This is a genomic window from Pseudogulbenkiania sp. NH8B (assembly GCF_000283535.1).
Classification (GTDB): Bacteria; Pseudomonadota; Gammaproteobacteria; order Burkholderiales; family Chromobacteriaceae; genus Pseudogulbenkiania; species Pseudogulbenkiania ferrooxidans.
Genome location: NC_016002.1, coordinates 280,697 through 299,546, shown reverse-complemented (window position 1 = coordinate 299,546; position 18,850 = coordinate 280,697). Strand labels below are relative to the sequence as shown.

Annotated in this window: 18 protein-coding genes; 13 read left to right on the top strand and 5 right to left on the bottom strand. The window is 68.6% G+C overall.

Going from position 1 to position 18,850, the window contains the following annotated elements:
• Nucleotides 1-17: 17 nt before the first annotated feature.
• Nucleotides 18-536, bottom strand: coding sequence for a 2-oxo-4-hydroxy-4-carboxy-5-ureidoimidazoline decarboxylase (uraD, locus tag NH8B_RS01285; protein WP_041703219.1), 519 nt, complete (start codon nucleotides 534-536; stop codon nucleotides 18-20).
• A 118-nt stretch (nucleotides 537-654) separates the two neighbouring features.
• Between uraD and uraH the strand changes: the two genes are divergently transcribed.
• Entirely contained in the window at nucleotides 655-1,008 is a 354-nt protein-coding gene (uraH, locus tag NH8B_RS01280) for a hydroxyisourate hydrolase (protein WP_008954802.1), read from the top strand.
• A 2-nt stretch (nucleotides 1,009-1,010) separates the two neighbouring features.
• Entirely contained in the window at nucleotides 1,011-2,204 is a 1,194-nt protein-coding gene (locus NH8B_RS01275; protein ID WP_014085699.1) for a urate hydroxylase PuuD, read from the top strand.
• Nucleotides 2,205-2,420: 216 nt separating this feature from the next.
• On the opposite strand, the gene NH8B_RS01270 is transcribed toward NH8B_RS01275, so the two are convergent.
• Nucleotides 2,421-3,092 carry a GntR family transcriptional regulator gene (locus tag NH8B_RS01270; protein ID WP_008954800.1) on the bottom strand — a complete coding sequence of 224 codons (672 nt, stop codon included), beginning with the start codon at nucleotides 3,090-3,092 and terminating at the stop codon, nucleotides 2,421-2,423.
• 551 nt (nucleotides 3,093-3,643) lie between these two features.
• Between NH8B_RS01270 and NH8B_RS01265 the strand changes: the two genes are divergently transcribed.
• From NH8B_RS01265 to NH8B_RS01250, 4 genes are all read left to right on the top strand, one after another.
• A complete protein-coding gene (locus NH8B_RS01265) occupies nucleotides 3,644-4,975 on the top strand; it encodes a C4-dicarboxylate transporter DctA (RefSeq protein ID WP_014085697.1) in 1,332 nt (443 codons plus the stop codon).
• An 83-nt stretch (nucleotides 4,976-5,058) separates the two neighbouring features.
• Nucleotides 5,059-6,096: an allantoicase gene (alc, locus tag NH8B_RS01260; RefSeq protein WP_014085696.1), complete on the top strand. Its 1,038-nt coding sequence runs from the start codon at nucleotides 5,059-5,061 to the stop codon at nucleotides 6,094-6,096.
• Complete coding sequence (locus tag NH8B_RS01255) at nucleotides 6,093-6,596, top strand: ureidoglycolate lyase (protein ID WP_014085695.1); 504 nt, start codon at nucleotides 6,093-6,095, stop codon at nucleotides 6,594-6,596. The genes alc and NH8B_RS01255 overlap by 4 nt, the downstream gene beginning before the upstream one ends.
• Before the next feature lie 117 nt (nucleotides 6,597-6,713).
• Nucleotides 6,714-7,229, top strand: a complete 516-nt coding sequence (locus NH8B_RS01250; protein WP_014085694.1) for an AmiS/UreI family transporter — start codon at nucleotides 6,714-6,716, stop codon at nucleotides 7,227-7,229.
• Between the two features lie 87 nt (nucleotides 7,230-7,316).
• Here NH8B_RS01250 and puuE read toward each other — a convergent pair whose 3' ends face one another.
• The 3 genes from puuE to NH8B_RS01235 all read right to left on the bottom strand — a co-directional run bounded on the left by puuE (nucleotide 7,317) and on the right by NH8B_RS01235 (nucleotide 10,674).
• Complete coding sequence (puuE, locus tag NH8B_RS01245; protein WP_041702783.1) at nucleotides 7,317-8,252, bottom strand: allantoinase PuuE; 936 nt, start codon at nucleotides 8,250-8,252, stop codon at nucleotides 7,317-7,319.
• A gap of 64 nt (nucleotides 8,253-8,316) precedes the next feature.
• On the bottom strand, nucleotides 8,317-9,786 hold the full coding sequence (locus NH8B_RS01240; protein WP_014085692.1) for an NCS1 family nucleobase:cation symporter-1: 1,470 nt from the start codon (nucleotides 9,784-9,786) through the stop codon (nucleotides 8,317-8,319).
• 144 nt (nucleotides 9,787-9,930) lie between these two features.
• Nucleotides 9,931-10,674 (bottom strand): aspartate/glutamate racemase family protein, encoded by a 744-nt coding sequence (locus NH8B_RS01235; RefSeq protein ID WP_014085691.1) that lies wholly within the window; start codon nucleotides 10,672-10,674, stop codon nucleotides 9,931-9,933.
• Between the two features lie 618 nt (nucleotides 10,675-11,292).
• Here NH8B_RS01235 and gcl point away from each other — a divergent pair.
• From gcl to pyk, 7 genes are all read left to right on the top strand, one after another.
• Nucleotides 11,293-13,068: a glyoxylate carboligase gene (gcl, locus tag NH8B_RS01230; protein ID WP_014085690.1), complete on the top strand. Its 1,776-nt coding sequence runs from the start codon at nucleotides 11,293-11,295 to the stop codon at nucleotides 13,066-13,068.
• A 27-nt stretch (nucleotides 13,069-13,095) separates the two neighbouring features.
• Nucleotides 13,096-13,875, top strand: coding sequence for a hydroxypyruvate isomerase (gene hyi, locus NH8B_RS01225; RefSeq protein WP_014085689.1), 780 nt, complete (start codon nucleotides 13,096-13,098; stop codon nucleotides 13,873-13,875).
• A 144-nt stretch (nucleotides 13,876-14,019) separates the two neighbouring features.
• Nucleotides 14,020-14,904, top strand: a complete 885-nt coding sequence (locus NH8B_RS01220; RefSeq protein WP_014085688.1) for a 2-hydroxy-3-oxopropionate reductase — start codon at nucleotides 14,020-14,022, stop codon at nucleotides 14,902-14,904.
• A gap of 179 nt (nucleotides 14,905-15,083) precedes the next feature.
• Nucleotides 15,084-15,506: a DUF3830 family protein gene (locus NH8B_RS01215; protein ID WP_008954788.1), complete on the top strand. Its 423-nt coding sequence runs from the start codon at nucleotides 15,084-15,086 to the stop codon at nucleotides 15,504-15,506.
• A gap of 19 nt (nucleotides 15,507-15,525) precedes the next feature.
• A complete protein-coding gene (locus tag NH8B_RS01210) occupies nucleotides 15,526-16,788 on the top strand; it encodes a glycerate kinase type-2 family protein (protein WP_014085687.1) in 1,263 nt (420 codons plus the stop codon).
• 208 nt (nucleotides 16,789-16,996) lie between these two features.
• Nucleotides 16,997-17,416 carry a GlcG/HbpS family heme-binding protein gene (locus NH8B_RS01205; protein ID WP_232503512.1) on the top strand — a complete coding sequence of 140 codons (420 nt, stop codon included), beginning with the start codon at nucleotides 16,997-16,999 and terminating at the stop codon, nucleotides 17,414-17,416.
• Complete coding sequence (gene pyk / locus NH8B_RS01200; RefSeq protein WP_014085685.1) at nucleotides 17,413-18,849, top strand: pyruvate kinase; 1,437 nt, start codon at nucleotides 17,413-17,415, stop codon at nucleotides 18,847-18,849. Before NH8B_RS01205 ends, pyk begins: the two co-directional genes overlap by 4 nt.
• The last annotated feature ends 1 nt before the right edge of the window (nucleotide 18,850 follow it).

Below are 18,850 nucleotides of genomic sequence, written 5' to 3'. Positions count from 1 at the left end.
GGGCGGAGGCGGCACGCCTAAGCACTACTCACCCGCTGCGCCAGCCGCAGCGCGGCGATACGGCCGATCTCGCCAAGACAGCGGGCGAATTCCTGTTGCGGGGGGTCGTGCAGGCGCTGCTCGAGCTGGGCGAGGATCTCCTCGCGGCCGAGCCCGGCCACGGCGACGATGAAGGGATGGCCGAAGCGCGCGCGATAGTGGGCGTTGAGTTCGGCCAGCCGCGCGGTGTCGGCGCTCTCCTGGCGCAGGCCGGCGGCCTGCTGCTCGCCGCCCGAGGCCGCGCTCAGCGGGGCACGTGTACCCAGTTCGGGGTGGGCGCGGATCAGCGCCAGCTGTTCCTCGTGGGAGGCGGCCAGCATGGCGGACACCAGCGCCTGCCACAGCGCAAAGCGCGTGCTGAACGGGCGTTGTTCCCAGGCGCGCTCGGCCACCCACGCCGTCTGTTCGAACACGCCGTCGAGCGCGGCGACGAAAGCGTCGCGCTCCAGGGCCGACAAGTCCGCCGGCGTCCAGCGCCGGTTGTCAGGGCTATCCATGGCGTCCTCCCTGCCGCCAACGCGGCGAATCATCACCATGCGGTTATAACCATAATAGAAGCTGGCCACTGCGCTGCTTTCCCGACAGCATCGTCATGACCGACAGAAAGGCCACGCCATGGGCCGTCTCACCACGCATGTGCTCGATACCGCGCGCGGCTGCCCCGCCGCCGGGCTGGTCGTGAGCCTGTACCGCATCGACGGCCTGCAACCGCGCCGGCTGCTGGTTACCCGCACCAACGCCGACGGCCGCTGCAACGCCCCGCTGCTGGAAGGCGCGGCGCTGCAGCCGGGGGTGTACGAGCTGCACTTCGCCGCCGGCGACTACCTGCGCGCTCAGGGCCATGCCCTGGGCGACCCGCCCTTCCTCGACGTGGTGCCGATCCGCTTCGGCATCAGCGATACCACGGCGCACTACCACATCCCCTTGCTGCTGGCGCCGTACGGCTACAGCAGCTACCGCGGGAGCTGAGCGTGGTTGCCTACCTGCTCGACTGGCTGGCGCTGCTGCTGCGCTGGCTGCACTTCGTGGCCGGGGTGGCGTGGATCGGCGCGTCGTTCTACTTCGTCTGGCTCGACAACCACCTGACCCCGCCCACCGACCCGGAACTGCAGCGGCGCGGCGTCGGCGGCGAGCTGTGGGCGGTGCACGGCGGCGGCTTCTACAACCCGCAGAAGTACCTGGTTGCCCCAGCCGTGCTGCCGTCCAGGCTGCACTGGTTCAAGTGGGAGGCCTACACCACCTGGCTGTCGGGCTTCGCGCTGTTGGCGCTGCTGTATTTGGCGCGCGCCGAGGTGATGCTGGTCGATAGCGCCGTGGCGCGCTTGAGCCCGGCGCTGGCGGTGGCCGTGGCGTTGCTGACGCTGGGCGGGGCCTGGCTGGTCTACCACGGCCTGTGTCGCAGCCCGCTCGGACGGCGTGACGGCTGGCTCGGTCTGAGCGTCTACCTGCTGCTGGTGGCGCTGGCCTGGGGGCTGTCGCAGCTGTTTGCGGCGCGCGCGGTGTATCTGCTCTGCGGTGCGGTGATCGGCACGCTGATGGCCGGCAACGTGTTCTTCGTCATCATCCCGGGCCAGCGCGTCATGGTGGCGGCCCTGACACGCGGCGAGACGCCGGACCCGGAGCCGGGACGGCGCGGCAAGCAGCGCTCGGTGCACAACAACTACTTCACGCTGCCGGTGCTGTTCATCATGATCAGCCCGCACTTCGCCTTCACCTACGGCCACCGCTACGGCTGGGCGCTGCTGGCCGGCATCGGCGCCGCCGGGGTGCTGATCCGCCACTTCTTCAACCTGCGCCACCGTGGCATCGTCGACTGGCGCTTTCCCGCCGCCGGCGTGGCGCTGTTGCTGCTGGTGGCACTGGCCGGCGCGCCGTCCGGCGTGCTGTCGGCGGGGGAAACACGGTCTTCGGCCAACCTTGAACAGGTGCGCGCCATCCTGGCGCAGCGCTGCGTCGCCTGCCATGCCGCACGGCCGAGCTTTGCCGGGTTTTCGGCGCCGCCGGCCGGGGTGCGGCTGGACGAACCGGCCGAGATCAAGCGCAACGCCGCGCGCCTGGCGGCGCAAGTGCAAAGCAGGACCATGCCGCTCGGCAACCTGACGCACATGACCGACGCCGAACGCCGCCTGGTCGTCGAATGGGCCGCCGCCGGGGCGCCGGACTGAGCGCCGGCCCGGCACCCCGGGCCACGGAGAACCCGTCCGCAGCGGCTTCGGCCAACCTGGGCCGGCGGGGCCGACCAGCGACACGGCATGGCCGGAGCGCGGGCTACGCCTTGGCGACCGCGGCGCGGGGGAAGTGGGTAAGGAGGGACGGAGGAGTGGCGACACCAGCGGCAAGCGGGCCGTCCGCCGAAGCGGGCGCCGGCGCGCTGCTCACACTCAGGACGCCTCGGCCGCGTCGATGATGCCCCACCAGCGCAGCGTCTGGCGGAAATGGTTGCGCACCTGGCCGGCGGCCTCCTGCTCGTCGCCGCCGGCGATCGCGTCCATGATCGCCAGGTGCTCCTGCATCGCCGGCACGATGCGGTCGGGCAGCAGCGGGCGGGAATGCTGCATCACCAGGATGCGGTCGCGGTTGCGCGCGTAGATCTCCCGGATGCTGGCGTTGTCGAGGACATTGGACAGGGCGCTGTGCAAGGCCCAATCCACCGCCATCGCCTCGCGCTGCAGCGAGGGCGTGATGCCGGCACGCGCGGCGTCGAGCACCTGCTGATGCTTTTGCCGCAGTTCGCCGAGCGTGTCCGCGGCGTGCCGGCGCACCAGCAGCCGGGCGCCCTCCTGGTCGAAGACGGTGCGCAGGTGGAAGCACTCGCGCACCAGCTCCGGCGTCGCCTCCATCACCGCCACGCCGCGCTTGGGCAGGACGCGGACGTAACCGGCCGACTCGGCGCGCTTGACCGCTTCGCGCACCGGCGCCAGCGGCAGCCCGATCACCCCGACCAGGTCCGACATCGAGACGAACTGCCCGGCCCGCAGGCCACCGCCGGTCAGCAGTTCCCGCAGCGCCAGGAAGGCCTTGTCGGCCAAGAGCAAACCTTCAGGCTCCTGCATGTTTTTCGTCCCCATCCATTTCGTCGAGCGGCAATTGTCACATCAGGCTTCGCCGGCAGCAAATTCCACCTGCCACACCAGGCAAACCCATAAAGACATTTTTGTTGCAAAATTCGAAAAATTCAAACTAACATGTCAGAAAGAATATAACACCACGTCCCCGGCGCCGCTGTACTCCGGCCGGCGGATAAAGGTGAGCCGTCCGACGCGGAATCCGTCCCGCTTCGGCAAGCACCAGGTGGCTCAGCACCCCCTCCCGGCCGGCTCGGGAAGAGAAGCCGGCCGACAGGAAGTCGATAGCAAAACTATCGACAGAACCGATGCCGGAGGGAATTCAAGCGCTTCCGCTTTATCCCTAAGCTGTTCCAACCAAGCTAATAATTATTTACACCAAGGAGAAGCAGATGGCCCGAACAAGAGCAGCGCATGCCGCCACCGCGGCATTGCGCAACAACCCCGTGAGCATGGAACTCACCCCCTCCCGTCATCCCTTCGACAAGACCCCGGTTGCGCACGGCAACCCCCTTTCGATCCGGTTTGCGAGGTGAACCATGTACAAACGCTTCCATAAGACCCTGTTCGGGCAAGTCGTCATCGCCCTGATTCTCGGCGTGATCGTCGGCATCGTCTGGCCCGATTTCGCCACCAAGCTCAAGCCGATGGGCGACGGCTTCATCAAGCTCATCAAGATGCTGGTCGCACCCCTGGTGTTCTGCGTCGTGGTGCACGGCATCTGCAGCACCGGCGACCTGAAGAAGGTCGGCCGCGTCGGCGTCAAGGCCCTGCTCTACTTCGAGATCGTCACCACCTTCGCCCTGGCGCTGGGCGTGCTGCTGGCCGAGACCCTGCGGCCAGGCGCGGGCATGAACATCGACCCCCACACCCTCGATGCCTCGGCGCTGGCCGACTATAGCGAGCGGGTCTCCCAGGTGGGCCACCTGACGGCGGTGGACTTCATCATGAAGCTCATCCCCGCCACCTTCGGCGACGCCTTCGCCAAGGGCGACATCCTGCAGGTGCTGCTGATCGCCATCCTGTTCGGTTGCGCCGTCGCGGCGCTCGGCGAGCGCGGCCGCCCGGTGACCGTCGCCATCGACCACCTCGGCCAGGTGTTCTTCAAGCTGATCGGCTTCATCGTCAAGCTCGCCCCCTTGGGCGTGATGGGCGCCATCGCCTTCACCGTGGGCAAGTACGGCATCGGCTCGCTCAAGCAGCTCGGCCTCTTGGTGGCGCTGTTCTACCTGACCTGCAGCATCTTCGTGGTCGGCATCCTGGGCATCATCCTGCGCCTGGCCGGCTTCAACATCTTCAAGCTGCTGGGCTACCTGCGCGAGGAACTGCTGATCGTGCTGGGCACCGCCTCGTCCGACGCAGTGCTGCCCCAGGTGATGCGCAAGCTCGAGCTGATGGGGGTGAAGGATTCGACCGTGGGCCTGGTGATCCCCACCGGCTACTCCTTCAACCTCGACGGCTTCTCGATCTACCTGACCCTGGCGGCGGTGTTCATCGCCCAGGCCACCAACACGCCGCTGTCGCTGACCGACCTCCTCACCATCCTCGCCATTTCGCTGGTGACCTCGAAGGGCGCCCACGGCGTGCCGGGCTCGGCCATCGTGATCCTGGCCGCCACCTTGAGCGCCATCCCGGCCATCCCCGCCATCGGCCTGGTGCTGGTACTGTCGGTGGACTGGTTCATGGGCATGGCACGCGCGCTGACCAACATGATCGGCAACTGCGTGGCGACCGTGGTGGTCGGCGTGTGGGAAAAGGATATCGACCGCGAACGCGCCACCCAGGTGCTCAACGGCGAAATCAAGGTCGATCTGCGCGCCCCGGCCCGTGCCGAAATGTTGGCCGAAGCCGCTCCCCAGACACGCATCTGATCGAACGCTCGACACCCCGAGGGACGCGCCAAGCCGGCGCGTCCCTCACGAACTTTCACTGAACACTGCAAGGAGAACCCATCATGGCCCACGCCACCGGACCCACCGTCATCGCCCCACCCGCCGAGCTGCCCGATTGGGCGCGCCGCTCGGTGGACCTCGCCAACCCGCGCCTGGGCGCCCAGGCCCTGTACGCGTCCGACGATTTCTTCGCCGACGTCTCGCGCATGCTCAACCCGGAACCGGCCCAGTTCGTGCCCGGCAAGTTCGACGAGAACGGCAAGTGGATGGATGGCTGGGAGTCGCGCCGCAAGCGCGTGGCCGGCTATGACTGGGCGCTGGTGAAGCTCGGCGTGAAGGGCGTGATCCGCGGCTTCGACGTGGACACCAGCCACTTCACCGGCAACTACCCGCCGGCGGTGTCGATCGAGGCCACCGTGTCCGCCAGCGACGACGTGGAAGCGCTGAAGGCCGCCGCCTGGACCGAGATCCTGCCCGCCACCGCGCTGGGCCCCAATAGCCATCACCTGCTGCAATGCGCCAGCGGCGATGTCTGGACCCACCTGCGCGTCAACATCTACCCGGACGGCGGTATCGCCCGTCTGCGCGTGTACGGCCAGCCGGTAGGCGGCCTGGAGAGCGCCGGCCCGGACCAGCTGGTCGACCTCGTCGCGCTGGAAAACGGCGGCCGCCCTGTGGCCTGGAACGACGCCAGCTTCGGCTCCTCCGCCAGCAACATGCTGCTGCCCGGCCGCGGCCTGAACATGGGCGACGGCTGGGAGACCCGCCGCCGCCGCGAACCGGGCAACGACTGGTGCGTGCTGGAACTGGGCGCGCCCGGCATCATCGAGAAGATCGAGCTGGATACCGCCTTCTACAAAGGCAATTATCCCGACGCCTGCTCGCTGCAGGCGGCCTTCGTCAGCGGCGGTACCGACCAGTCCGCCACCACCCAGAGCATGTTCTGGCCGGTGCTGCTGCCGGAGCAGAAACTGTCGATGGACGCGGTGCACACCTTCACCGACCTGGCTAGCCTCGGCCCGGTGACGCACGTGCGCCTCAACATCTTCCCCGACGGCGGCGTCTCGCGCCTGCGCCTGTGGGGCCGGGTGGCCAAATGAAGACCCTCGACCTCAAGGTGGAGCCGCTCAGCCGGGAAGCCTTCGCCCCCTTCGGCGACGTCATCGAGGCGTCGGAGGCGGTGCGCCACTTCCCCATCAACGGCGGCAACACCGAGCGCTACCACGACCTGGCCAGCGTCGAGCCGGGGCCCGAGGGCCGGGCCATCGTGTCCATCTTCCGCGGCCAGCCGCGCGCGCTGCCGTTCCGGGTGGAGATGATGGAGCGCCACCCGCTGGGCAGCCAGGCCTTCATTCCCCTGTCCGGCCGTCCCTACCTGGTGGTGGTGGCGCCGGCGGGGGCGCCTCCGGCGGCGGCAGACCTGCGGGTCTTCCTGGCCCGCGCCGACCAGGGCGTCAACTACCGCACCGGGGTGTGGCACCACCCGCTGCTGGCGCTCGACGCGGTATGCGACTTCCTGGTGGTGGACCGCAGCGGCACCGGCCACAACTGCGACGAAGTCCAGCTCGACGCCGTCGGGGTGATTCCCGGCGTGGCCTGAGCAGCGGGAGCACCGATCATGCCTAACATCGTTGCCGACGGCGCCCGCGCCAGCCCCGCCCGCCGAGGCGGGGGCGCGCCGGGCGCAGGTTGGCCGAACCGCGAAAGGTAGCGCGCCATGTTGCTCGGTCTGGCGCTCCTCTACGTAGGAGCCGTGCTGATTCTCAACGGCCTGTGGATGCTGGGGCGCATCGGCGACAGGGAGATATCCGTGATCAACCTGTTTGCCGGCGGCCTCACCCTGCTGGTGGCCCTCAAGCTCGCCTTCGGCGAGGGGGCCGACGCCGCGTCGATCAAGGCGGGCGCCCTCTCCCTGCTGTTTTCCTTCACCTACCTGTGGGTCGCCATCAACCGCCACAACGGCGCCGACGGCCGCGGACTGGGCTGGTTCAGCCTGTTCGTGGCGATCACCGCGCTGCCGGTGGCGGTGGATACCCTGCGCCTCGCCGCGTCCACCTGGGACTGGTGGTTCGGCCTGTCCTGGCTGGCGTGGGCCGTGCTGTGGCTGCTGTTCTTCCTGCTGCTGGCGCTGCAGAAACCGGTGGTCAGGCTCACCGCCGGCATGGCCATCGTCCAGGGCGTGCTGACCGGCTGGCTGCCGGGCTACCTGCTCCTGACCGGGGCCATGCGCTAAGGACAACGGCGCCCGACACCGCCCGCAGGCCAAAACAAAGCCGGCCCGTCTTGCGACGGCCGGCTTTTTCCTTTCGGCGAAGGGGACTCAGCCCTGCGGCGCGTAGGGATGATGCTGGTGCCAGTGGCGGGCGATGTCGACGCGGCGGCACACCCATACCCGGTCGTGCTTCTCGATGTGGTCGAGGAAGCGCTGCAGGGCGCGGAAACGTCCCGGACGGCCGAGCAGCCGGCAATGCATGCCGACCGACATCATCGCCGGACGCTCTTCGCCCTCGGCGTACATCATGTCGAAGGCGTCGCGCAGGTAGTCGAAGAACTCGTCGCCGTGCGAGAAGCCCTGCGGCAGGGAGAAACGCATGTCGTTGGTGTCGAGGGTGTAGGGCACGATCAGTTGCGGCACCGTGGCGCCGTCGGTCTTCTGCACCTCCATCCAGAACGGCAGGTCGTCGCCGTAGTAGTCCGAGTCGTACAGGAAGCCGCCGTAGTCGGCCACCAGGCGGCGGGTATTGGGGGAATCGCGCCCGGTGTACCAGCCTAGCGCGCGCTCGCCGGTGAGGCGTTCGATGATCTCCATGCCGATGCGCAGGTGTTCGCGCTCGGTCGCCTCGTCGACGTTCTGGTAGTGGATCCAGCGCCAGCCGTGGCCGGCGATCTCGTGGCCCAGCTCGCGGAAGGCCGCGGTGACCTCGGGGTGGCGCTCCAGCGCCATGGCGACCCCGAACACGGTCAGGGGCAGGCCGCGCCGCTCGAATTCGCGCAGGAAGCGCCACACCCCGACGCGCGAGCCGTATTCGTAGACGCCTTCCATCGACATGTGGCGGTCCGGGAAGGCCGGCGGGCTGAAGAGTTCGGACAGGAACTGCTCGCTCGCCGGGTCGCCGTGCAGCACGCAGTTCTCGCCGCCCTCCTCGTAGTTCAGCACGAACTGGACGGCGACGCGGGCGCGGCCGGGCCAGTTGGCGTACGGCGGGTTGCGGCCGTAGCCGACCAGGTCGCGGGGGTAATCCTTGGTGATGGCCATGTGTTTCTCCTGCACTGTTTCGCGCCCGGCACCGTGGGCGCCCGGCGTCATGATTGCCGTTGCCTCAGGTGCGCCGCGCGGCGCGCATCGCCGCCAGGTAAATCAGCGCGCCGGCCAGCGCACCGATCACCCAGCCGAAGTTGTTTTCGGGCAACAGATGGAAAAATTGCGTCGCCAGCTCCCAGCCGACCGACAGCGTGCCGGACAGCGCGAGCGCCGCCAGGCCGACCTTGTTCCAGCCGCCGTCGTAGTGATAGCGCCCGGTGGGCGCCATCGTGTACAGCTCGGCCTCCTGCACCACCTGCTTCTTGACGAGGTAGAAGTCGGCCATCATCACGCCGTACAGCGGGGCGAGGATGGAGCCGAACACGCTGACGAAGACCGTGATCGCCTTCGGGCTGTCGACGAAGATCCACGGGCACACCAGCACCGCGAGGATCGAGGCGATCAGGCCGCCGCGCTTGAAGTCGACGTGGCGGGGGAACAGGTTGGCGATGTCGTAGGCCGGCGAGACGAAGTTGGCGACGATGTTGATGCCCATCGTGGCGACGACGAAGGTCAGGCTGCCGATCACGACGGCCAGCTTGTTGTCGATGCGCGAGACGATGTCGACCGGGTCCATGATCATCGCGCCGAATACCGTCGAGCTGCCGGCGGTCACGATCACGGTGATGATCGAGAACACGATGAAATTCACCGGCAGGCCGAGGAAATTGCCGATCTTCATCTGGCGCTCGTTCTTGCCGAAGCGCGAGAAGTCGCCGAAGTTGAGCAGCAGCGCGGCGAAGTAGCTGACCACCAGCAGCACTGCGCTGCCCATCGCGGTGACCGATTCGCTGCCCGTGAGCACCTTGTCGCCGAGCGTCAGGTCGAGCGCGCCGAGGCCCGCCTGCGACAGGATCCAGCCCATCAGCACGAACATCACGACATACACCGCCGGGCCGCAGAAATCGACGAATCGGCGGATCGTTTCCATGCCGCGCTGGAAGATCACCAGCTGGAAGAACCACATGAACATGAAGCAGGCCCAGCCGAGCAGGTCGAGCCGCAGAAAGCTGGTGTCGCGCAGCGCCACGGCGCCGGGGAAGAACAGCAGCACCAGCGTCGCCACCGCCTTGGAGGCGAAGTAGGTCTGCACGCCGTACCACACGATGCCGACCACGCCGCGGATGACCGCCGCGAGGTTGGCGCCCATCACGCCCATGCTGACGCGCGCCATCACCGGGAAGGGGATGCCGTGCACCAGGCTGGGCTTGCCGACCCAGTTCATCAGCAGGTTGACGAGCAGGATGCCGAGCGTCAGCGCCGCCAGCACCTGCCAGCCCGACAACCCGAGCAGGAACAGGCTCGCGGCAAAGGTATAGCCGCCCACGCTATGCACGTCGGACATCCACATCGCGAAGATGCTGTAGCCGTTCCAGGTGCGCGCGCTCTGCGGCACCGGCGCGAGGTCGTCGTTGTAGAGGCGCGGGTCGGCACCGGCGATGACCGGTTGCGGTGTGCTGCGGGTGGCACTGTGGGCGGTGGTGGTCATGAAGGGTTCCTCCTCGCGATGCGTCGTCGTGGTGCCGATGGGGCCGGGCCCGGCACGCTGACGCGTGCAGGCTCATACCGTTGTTAATAGACGGCGGAGACGGCAAATGCTGGCCCCGTTGACGACAGCCGCGGCGGGAGAGGCTCAGGAACCCGGCTGGGCGCTCAGGTGTTCGAACTGGCCGGTGAAGCGCTTCGCGGGCGGGAAGGCCAGATCGCCGTGCTTGCTGGTGCCGAGCCGGAGGCTCACCAGCGTCTCGGCGAGCTTCACCGCGGCGGTGACGCCTTCGACGATCGGCAGGCCGACCGCCTCGCGGATCTCGTCGGCGAGATCGGCCATGCCGCCGCAGCCCAGCACGATCGCGCCGATGCCGTCCTCGGCCTTGGCGCGGCGGCATTCCGCGACGATGCGCTCGAGCGCGCAGGCGCCGTCGTCCTCGAGATCGAGCACCGGGATCTCGGCCGCGCGCACGCGCCGGCAGTGGTGGGCGAAACCGTAGGACTGCAGCAGGTGCTCGGCGATGATGCCGGTGCGCCCGAGCGTGGTGACCACCGAGAAGCGCGTCGCGATCATCGTCGCCAGGTGAAAGGCGGCCTCGGCGATGCCGATCACCGGGGCGCGCGTCAGCTCGCGCGCGGCGAGCAGGCCCGGATCGCCGAAACAGGCGATGACGTAGGCGTCGGCCCCGTCGCGCTCGCCCTTGCGCACCTCCTCGGCGACGCCGACCGCGCTGATCGCCTCGTCGAAATGGCTCTCGATCGAGACCGGACCGCTGTCCGGGTTCACCGCGACGATGCGCGTGCCGGGCGCAGCCACGCGCTGGGCAGACGCGCCGATCTTTTCGGTCATGCTGCGGGTGGTGTTGGGGTTGATGACGCGTATCAGCATGGTTGTCTCCTTGGTATGTAGGCGGGAGCCCGTCCTCGGTCGGCGAAAGCCCGTTTTCCCATCTTCAGCCTTCCAGTGGGACAAGCTCGGACGGCCCATCGTTGCCAACAGTCTAGAATTGCCTTGTACACAATTCAATGATTTTTTGTGTACATACACTAGTTACCTACGATACGCGTTGCCAGTGTGCACCTCCTGCCTTGCGCCGTGCACGAGGCCAGCCCGCAACGGGCACGCCGCAAGCCGCCTGCTCAGCGCCGGCCAAAAACAATTTCAGTCCTATACGTATACAATTTTTACACGCACGCCCCCCCTTCCCCGACGATGACAGCGCTCGCCCCGACAGCACGGCTGGAGCGGTATCGCCAGCAAGGGCGGGCGCCCCGCATCGCGCGACACCTCCCGCCGCGGGACGGCGCCTGCGGCGGCAAGGCGGCAGTACGGCGTTCACGGTAGGCGACAGCAGCACCGGCGTTTTCAGCGAGAAGGGGAGGCGCGGCCGGGCGAGTAGATACTAAAAGTATCGACAGAACCGAGACCCCCGGCAATTCAACCACTTAGTCTTTCTCCCTATGCTGTGGCCATCAGTCAAGCAAACCCACCCCAGGAGGAAGACAAATGGCCCGAATGAGAGCAGTGGATGCCGCCGCGGCGGTATTGCGCAAGGAAGGTGTTGCCACCGTGTTCGGCGTGCCCGGCGCCGCCATCAATCCCCTTTATTCGGCCATGAAGAAGGATGGCCGCTTCCAGCACGTGCTGGCGCGCCACGTGGAAGGCGCCTCGCACATGGCGGAGGGCTACACCCGCGCGCGCGCCGGCAACATCGGGGTGTGCATCGGCACCTCCGGCCCGGCCGGCACCGACATGATCACCGGTCTGTATTCGGCGTCGGCGGATTCGATACCTATCCTGTGCATCACCGGCCAGGCGCCGCGTGCCCGCCTGTACAAAGAGGATTTCCAGGCGGTGGACATCGAAGCCATCGCCAAGCCGGTCACCAAGTGGGCGGTGACGGTGCGCGAGCCGGCGCTGGTGCCGCGCGTGTTCCAGCAGGCTTTCCACATCATGCGCTCCGGCCGTCCCGGCCCGGTGCTGATCGACCTGCCCTTCGACGTGCAGATGGCCGAGATCGAATTCGACATCGAAACCTACGAGCCCCTGCCCTTGCACAAGCCGGCCGCCACGCGCGCCCAGGCCGAGAAGGCGATGGCCATGCTCAACGCCGCCCAACGCCCGCTGATCGTCGCCGGCGGCGGCGTGATCAACGCCGACGCCGCGGCGCGGCTGCAGGAATTCGCCGAGCTCACCGGCGTGCCGGTGATCCCCACGCTGATGGGCTGGGGCACCATCCCCGACGACCATCCGCTGATGGCCGGCATGGTTGGCCTGCAGACATCGCACCGCTACGGCAACGCCACGATGCTGGCGTCGGACTTCGTGATCGGCATCGGCAACCGCTGGGCCAACCGCCATACCGGCTCGGTGGAGGTCTATACCGAAGGGCGCACCTTCGTGCACATCGACATCGAGCCGACCCAGATCGGCCGGGTGTTCGGCCCCGACTACGGCATCGTCTCGGACGCCGGCGCGGCGCTCGACCAATTGCTGGAAGTGGCGCGGGGGATGAAGCTGGCCGGCTGGCTCCCCGACCGCAGTGCCTGGGTCGCCGAGTGCCAGGACCGCAAGCGCACGCTACAGCGCAAGACCCACTTCGACGCCGTGCCGATGAAGCCGCAACGGGTATACGAGGAGATGAACCGCGCCTTCGGCCGCGACACCTGCTACGTCAGCACCATCGGTCTGTCGCAGATCGCCGCCGCCCAGTTCCTCCACGTCTACCGGCCGCGCCATTGGATCAACTGCGGCCAGGCCGGCCCGCTGGGCTGGACCATCCCGGCCGCGCTGGGCGTGTGCGCCGCCGACCCCGAGCGCAAGGTGGTGGCGATCTCCGGCGACTACGACTTCCAGTTCATGATCGAGGAGTTGGCCGTCGGTGCCCAGTTCAAGCTGCCCTACCTGCACGTGGTGGTGAACAACGCCTACCTGGGGCTGATCCGCCAGGCGCAGCGCGGCTTCGACATGGACTTCTGCGTGCAGCTCGCCTTCGAGAACATCAACGCTCCCGAGACCGAAGGCTACGGCGTGGACCACGTCGCCGTGGTGGAAGGCCTGGGCTGCAAGGCGATCCGCGTGCGCCGGCCGGAGGAAATCCAGCCCGCCTTCGCCCAGGCCCGCGCCTGGATGGAGGAGTTCCGCGTGCCGGTGGTGGTGGAGATCATCCTGGAACGCGTCACCAACATCTCGATGGGCACCGAGATCAACGCCGTCAACGAGTTCGAGGAACTGGCCGCCCGCGGCGCCGACGCCCCGACCGCCATCGCGCTGCTCGACTGAGCCGCGTCCAGACATCAGGAGGACACCATGCCGAAATTCGCCGCCAACCTCACCATGCTCTTCACCGAGCTGCCTTTCCTCGAGCGCTTCCAGGCCGCCGCCGAGGCCGGTTTCCAGGGGGTCGAGTACCTCTTCCCCTACGCCTTCGCCAAGGAGGTCCTGACCGAGCAGCTGGCGCGCCACGGCCTGGTGCAGGTGCTGCACAACCTGCCCGCCGGCAATTGGGAAGCCGGCGAGCGCGGCATCGCCTGCCATCCGGACCGGGTCGACGAGTTCCAGGACGGCGTCGGCCGCGCCATCGACTACGCCCGCGCCCTGGGCTGCACCCAGCTCAACTGCCTGGCGGGCATCGCCCCGGCCGGGGTGCCGCAGGACACGCTGCACGAGACCTTCGTCGCCAACCTGCGCTTCGCCGCCGCCCAGCTGCAGCGGGCGGGCCTGCGCCTGCTGATCGAACCGATCAACACCTGGGACATTCCCGGCTTCTACCTCAACCGCACCGCACAGGCGGCGGCGATCCTCGACGCGGTGGGCTCGGACAACCTGTTCATCCAGTACGACATCTACCACGCCCAGCGCATGGAGGGCGAACTGGCGGGCACCATCGCGAAATACCTGCCGCGCATCGCCCACATCCAGCTCGCCGACAACCCCGGCCGCCACGAACCGGGCAGCGGCGAGATCAACTACCCGTGGCTGCTGCGTCACATCGACCAGCTCGGCTACGACGGCTGGATCGGCTGCGAGTACAAGCCCGCCAGCAGCACCCGCGACGGGCTTGGCTGGATCAAGGCTCTGACCAACTAAGAGCCGCTAACAAAACCCTCTTGGCGTTGTTGCGCGGCTTTGCCGTACTACTTGTACTGCCTGCAGCCGCGCGCCTAGCCAAGACCGTTGCACTGGGCTTTGTTAACGGCTCCAGGATTCAATCGCATAAAACGGAGACACATCATGGCAAACATCGGCTTCATCGGCCTCGGCATCATGGGCGCCCCCATGGCCGGCCACCTCATCGCCGGCGGGCACACCGTCTTCACCTACACCCGCGGCCACACCCCGGGCGCCATCCTCGAGGCCGGCGCCAGGGTCTGCGCCAGCGGCGCCGAGGTGGCGCGCCAGGCGGACATCGTCATCACCATGGTGCCCGACACCCCGCACGTGGAAGACGTGCTGTTCGGCGCCAACGGCGTCGCCGCCGGCCTCAGCGCCGGCAAGATCGTGGTGGACATGAGCTCCATCTCGCCGGTGGCCACCAAGGAGTTCGCGCGCCGCATCAACGAGCTCGGCTGCGAGTATCTGGATGCGCCGGTATCCGGCGGCGAAGTCGGCGCCAAGGCGGCGACGCTGACCATCATGGTGGGCGGCAGCGAAGCCGCCTTCGCCACGGTCCAGCCGCTGTTCGAGCTGATGGGCAAGAACATCACCCTGGTCGGCGGCAACGGCGACGGCCAGATCACCAAGGTGGCCAACCAGATCATCGTCGCGCTCACCATCGAGGCGGTGGGCGAGGCGCTGCTGCTCGCCGCCAAGGCCGGCGCCGACCCGGCCAAGGTGCGCCAGGCGCTGATGGGCGGCTTCGCCAACTCGCGCATCCTGGAGGTGCACGGCGAGCGCATGGTCAAGCGCACCTTCGATCCGGGCTTCCGCATCGAGCTGCACCAGAAGGACCTCAACCTGGCGCTCGCCACCGGCCGCCAGCTCGGCGTGTCGCTGCCCAACACCGCCACCGCGCAGGAACTGTTCAACGCCTGCGCGGCGCACGGCGGCGCCGGCTGGGATCATTCGGCGATGGTGCGCGCGCTGGAGAAGATGGCCAACTTCGAGATCGGCCAATAAGTGTTGTCAGAACCTATTCACGATCTGTCGCGAGCAGCCCTCAGCGGGGTGAAGAGCAGCGCAGGAACCGGAATGTACTGGAGTACATGAGGATTCCCGATCAGGGATGCGCAGCAAGATCGTAAACAGGTTCCAAGAAGGGCCGGCATCGACCGGCCCCATAGCCCCCAGGAGACCCCATGCGTTACCTGTCCATCGATGTCGGTTCCTACCGTTTCGTCGCGCGGCTGGAAGAGGAGGCCGCGCCGCGCACCTGCGCCGCCTTCCTGAAGCTGCTGCCCTTCTCCAACCAGGTGATCCATTCGCGCTGGAGCGGCGAGGCGGTGTGGGTGCCGCTCGGCGATTTCGACACCGGGCTCGGCTTCGAGAACCACACCAGCCACCCTTCGCGCGGCGACCTGCTGCTCTACCCGGGCGGCTTTTCCGAAACCGAGATCCTGTTCGCCTACGGCAGCAGCCAGTTCGCCAGCAAGATGGGGCAGCTGGCCGGCAACCACTTCCTGACCGTGGTCGAAGGCGCCGATCAGTTGATGGACATGGGCCGCACCGTGCTGTGGAAAGGCGCGCAGCCGATCCGTTTCACCGACCTCGGTGAGCTCTGAAAGCAAAGGACACCCGCCGATGAACACGCCTCCTCGCGACCTGCTGGCGAAGATGTTCGCCGCCGCCGTCAACGCCGCCCAGCCCGAGCACTGCCTCCCGCCGTTCCTGCCCGAACCGCCACGCGGCCGCACCATCGTCATCGGCGCCGGCAAGGCCTCGGCCGCCATGGCCCGGGCGCTGGAGCGGCACTGGCCGGGAGAGCTTACCGGCCTGGTGGTGACGCGCTACGGCTACGCCGTGCCGTGCCAGCGCATCGAGATCGTCGAAGCCGCCCACCCGGTGCCGGACGCCGCCGGGCTGGCCGCGGCGGGCCGCCTGCTGGACACGGTGCGCGGCCTGACGCCCGACGACCTGGTGATCTGCCTGATCTCGGGCGGCGGCTCATCGCTGCTGCCGCTGCCGGGCCACGGCGTCAGCCTGGAGGACAAGCAGGCCATCAACCGCGCCTTGCTGACCTCCGGCGCGACCATCGCCGAAATGAACTGCGTGCGCCGCCACCTCTCGGCGATCAAGGGCGGGCGGCTCGCCGCCGCCTGCCATCCGGCGCGCGTGGTGAACCTGCTGATCTCGGACGTGCCCGGCGACAACCCGATGGACATCGCCTCCGGCCCGACGGTGGCCGACCCCACCACCTGCGCCGACGCGCTGGAGATCGTGCGCCGCTACGGCATCGCCCTGCCCGCCGGCGCGCGCCGCCTGCTGGAGTCCGGCGCCGGCGAGACCGTCAAGCCGGACGACGAACGCCTGGCGCGCGTCAGCACCCACCTGGTGGCGACGCCGCAGATGGCGCTGGAGGCCGCCGCCACGGTCGCCGCCGCCGCCGGGCTGCCGGCGCTGATCCTCGGCGACAGCATCGAGGGCGAGGCGCGCGACGTCGGCAAGGTCATGGCCGGCATCGCGCTGCAGGTGAAGCACCGTGGCCAGCCGGCGGCGCTGCCGTGCGTGCTGCTGTCCGGCGGCGAGACCACGGTGACGGTGCGCGGCCAGGGCCGCGGCGGCCGCAACGTCGAGTTCCTGCTGTCGCTGGCGGTGGCGCTGAACGGCGCGCCGGGCATCCACGCCGTGGCGGGCGATACCGACGGCGTCGACGGGCAGGAGGAGATCGCCGGCGCCTTCATCACCCCCGACACCCTCGCGCGCGCCTGGGCCGCCGGCATCCGCCCGCGCGACCGCCTCGACGACAACGACGGCCACGGCTTCTTCGAAGCGCTGGGCGACGCCCTGATCACCGGCCCGACGCTGACCAATGTGAACGACTTCCGCGCCATCCTGCTCACCTGAGCGGCAAGCCATTATTAACTACAAAGTCTATTCCAGTAGGTGAGCGAGCCAAGGCAGGTTGAGTGTCGCCGGAGCGCAGGAACCGGAATGTACACGGAGTACATGAGGATTCCGATCGCTGAGCGAATCGAAGATTCGCACGCAGTCCGCCGACGCTCAAACTGTGAAGGCGCAGCCGCCTAATGGGATGGACTCGAAGAGGAGACTGATGATGAGAGACATCAAGGCACTGACCCTGGACGAGGTCAAGCGTATCGCCGCCGCCGCCGAAACCGAGGCGACGGCACAAGGCTGGGCGGTCAGCATCGCGGTATGCGACGCCGGCGGCCACGCCCTGTGGCTGCAGCGCATGGACGGCGCGCCGCTGATGAGCGCCGCCGTGGCGCCGGAAAAGGCGCGCACCTGCGTGCTCAGCGGCAAGCCGAGCAAGGCGTTCGAGGAGATGGTGAACAACGGCCGCTTCGCCGCGCTGGCGATGCCGGTGGTGCCGCTGGAAGGCGGCGAACCGATCGTCGTCGGCGGCCAAGTGATCGGCGCGGTCGGGGTTTCCGGCGTCAAGGCCGGCGAGGACGCCCAGGTCGCCCGCGCCGGGGTGGCCGCCGTCATCGGCCAGTGGGAGGTCGCATGAGACGCCAGCGTCGTGCCCGCATCCTCGCCACGCTCGGGCCGGCGAGTTCCACGCTCGAGCGCATCCGCACGTTGGCCGAAGCCGGCGCCGACGTGTTCCGGCTCAATTTCAGCCACGGCAACCACGAGGACCACGCCGCACGCCTGCGCCTGATCCGCGAGGTCGAGCAGGAACTGGGCCGCCCGATCGGCGTGCTGCTCGACCTGCAAGGCCCCAAGCTGCGCATCGGCCGCATGGCCGGCGGCAAGGCGCTGCTCGAACCCGGCGCCCGCTTCCGCCTCGACCTCGACCCCGCCGAGGGCGACGCCGGCCGCGCCAACCTGCCGCACCCGGAAATCTTCGCCGCGCTCGAGGTCGGCACCGAGCTGCTGCTCGACGACGGCAAGCTGCGCCTGTGCGTCGAGGCCTTCGGCCCCGATTTCGCCGACACCACGGTGCTGGTGGGCGGCACGCTGTCCGACCGCAAGGGGGTGAACGTGCCCGGCGTGGTGCTGCCGATCTCGCCGCTGACGGCGAAGGACCGCGCCGATCTCGCCTTCGGCCTGGAACTGGGGGTCGACTGGGTGGCGCTGTCGTTCGTGCAGCGTCCCGAGGACATCGCCGAGGCGCGCGCGCTGATCGGCGACCAGGCCTGGATCATGGCCAAGCTGGAAAAGCCGGCCGCCATCGAACAGCTGGAGGAAATCGTGGCGCTGGCCGACGGCGTCATGGTGGCGCGCGGCGACCTCGGGGTGGAACTGCCGCCGCAGCAGGTGCCGGTGCTGCAACGGCGCATCGTGCGCGCCGCCCGCGCCGCCGGCCGGCCGGTGGTGGTGGCCACCCAGATGCTGGAATCGATGATCGTGGCCCCGGTGCCGACCCGCGCCGAAGCCTCCGACGTCGCCACCGCGGTGTACGAGGGCGCCGACGCGGTGATGCTGTCCGCCGAATCCGCCTCCGGCCAGTACCCGGTGGAGGCGGTCGCCATCATGGACCGCATCATCGCCGAGGTGGAGCACGACCCGGCCTGGCGCCACGAACTGGCGGCCGGCCACACCCCGGCCCGGCCCAACACCCCGGACGCCATCTGCTGCGCCCTGCGCCGCGTCGCCGAGCTGCTGCAACCCGCCGCCACGGTGGCTTTCACCTCCTCCGGCTTCAGCGCGCTGCGCGCCAGCCGCGAGCGCCCGGCGGCGCCGATCCTGGCGCTCACCCCGCAGCTCGCCACCGCGCGCCGCCTGGCCCTGGTCTGGGGGGTCCATCCGGTGCCGTTCGACGAGGTGCAGGACGTGGGCGAGATGATCGCCCACGCCAGCGACGCCGCGCTGCGCGAGCGGGTCGCCGCGCCCGGCGATAGCGTGGTGGTGATCGCCGGCATTCCCTTCGGCCAACGTGGCAGCACCAACCTGCTGCACGTGGTGCACCTGCCCGGCGGCGTGGCAGGGGAAGGCTGAC

What these genes read in the sequence shown, in the direction of transcription:
- uraD (WP_041703219.1), bottom strand. Translation starts at nt 536, where the DNA reads ATGGATAGCCCTGACAACCGGCGCTGGACGCCGGCGGACTTGTCGGCC.
- uraH (WP_008954802.1), top strand. Translation starts at nt 655, where the DNA reads ATGGGCCGTCTCACCACGCATGTGCTCGATACCGCGCGCGGCTGCCCC.
- NH8B_RS01270 (WP_008954800.1), bottom strand. Translation starts at nt 3,092, where the DNA reads ATGCAGGAGCCTGAAGGTTTGCTCTTGGCCGACAAGGCCTTCCTGGCG.
- NH8B_RS01265 (WP_014085697.1), top strand. Translation starts at nt 3,644, where the DNA reads ATGTACAAACGCTTCCATAAGACCCTGTTCGGGCAAGTCGTCATCGCC.
- alc (WP_014085696.1), top strand. Translation starts at nt 5,059, where the DNA reads ATGGCCCACGCCACCGGACCCACCGTCATCGCCCCACCCGCCGAGCTG.
- NH8B_RS01255 (WP_014085695.1), top strand. Translation starts at nt 6,093, where the DNA reads ATGAAGACCCTCGACCTCAAGGTGGAGCCGCTCAGCCGGGAAGCCTTC.
- NH8B_RS01250 (WP_014085694.1), top strand. Translation starts at nt 6,714, where the DNA reads ATGTTGCTCGGTCTGGCGCTCCTCTACGTAGGAGCCGTGCTGATTCTC.
- puuE (WP_041702783.1), bottom strand. Translation starts at nt 8,252, where the DNA reads ATGGCCATCACCAAGGATTACCCCCGCGACCTGGTCGGCTACGGCCGC.
- NH8B_RS01240 (WP_014085692.1), bottom strand. Translation starts at nt 9,786, where the DNA reads ATGACCACCACCGCCCACAGTGCCACCCGCAGCACACCGCAACCGGTC.
- NH8B_RS01235 (WP_014085691.1), bottom strand. Translation starts at nt 10,674, where the DNA reads ATGCTGATACGCGTCATCAACCCCAACACCACCCGCAGCATGACCGAA.
- gcl (WP_014085690.1), top strand. Translation starts at nt 11,293, where the DNA reads ATGGCCCGAATGAGAGCAGTGGATGCCGCCGCGGCGGTATTGCGCAAG.
- hyi (WP_014085689.1), top strand. Translation starts at nt 13,096, where the DNA reads ATGCCGAAATTCGCCGCCAACCTCACCATGCTCTTCACCGAGCTGCCT.
- NH8B_RS01220 (WP_014085688.1), top strand. Translation starts at nt 14,020, where the DNA reads ATGGCAAACATCGGCTTCATCGGCCTCGGCATCATGGGCGCCCCCATG.
- NH8B_RS01215 (WP_008954788.1), top strand. Translation starts at nt 15,084, where the DNA reads ATGCGTTACCTGTCCATCGATGTCGGTTCCTACCGTTTCGTCGCGCGG.
- NH8B_RS01210 (WP_014085687.1), top strand. Translation starts at nt 15,526, where the DNA reads ATGAACACGCCTCCTCGCGACCTGCTGGCGAAGATGTTCGCCGCCGCC.
- NH8B_RS01205 (WP_232503512.1), top strand. Translation starts at nt 16,997, where the DNA reads ATGATGAGAGACATCAAGGCACTGACCCTGGACGAGGTCAAGCGTATC.
- pyk (WP_014085685.1), top strand. Translation starts at nt 17,413, where the DNA reads ATGAGACGCCAGCGTCGTGCCCGCATCCTCGCCACGCTCGGGCCGGCG.